The organism is Paenibacillus sp. 22594 (assembly GCF_052044425.1).
Taxonomy (GTDB): Bacteria; Bacillota; Bacilli; order Paenibacillales; family Paenibacillaceae; genus Paenibacillus_AQ.
The window spans coordinates 1-341 of record NZ_JBQENA010000064.1; the positions used below are offsets into that span (position 1 = coordinate 1).

1 protein-coding gene is annotated in these 341 nt (G+C 51.9%); it reads left to right on the plus strand.

Annotated features, from left to right (window positions below; all coding sequences use genetic code 11):
• The coding region (locus tag ACTJKB_RS31020; RefSeq protein WP_440838054.1) for a condensation domain-containing protein at positions 1-341 on the plus strand (341 nt) is incomplete at both ends.

Genomic DNA, 341 nt, shown 5'->3' on the forward strand with positions numbered 1-341 from the left:
AATCTGCTGTTTGTGGCGATCCATCATCTTGTGGTGGACGGGGTCTCGTGGCGTATTCTGCAGGAAGATATCAGCACGGCCATCCAGCAAGTACAAGAAGGGGCAAAGATCCAATTCCCGGCAAAGACAGCGTCTTATAAAGCATGGGCGGAGGCGTTGGCAGAATATAAGGACAGCCCCCTGCTGCAGAAAGAACGGACGTACTGGGAACGAGTAGCAACGCAGATGGAGTCCGGGAAGCTTAGCATGGACGAACAGACCGGAGAAAGCGGGTATGGAAATTACACGATCCATTTAAATGAAAAAGAAACCGAGCAGCTCATTCACCAGTCAGGTCGGGC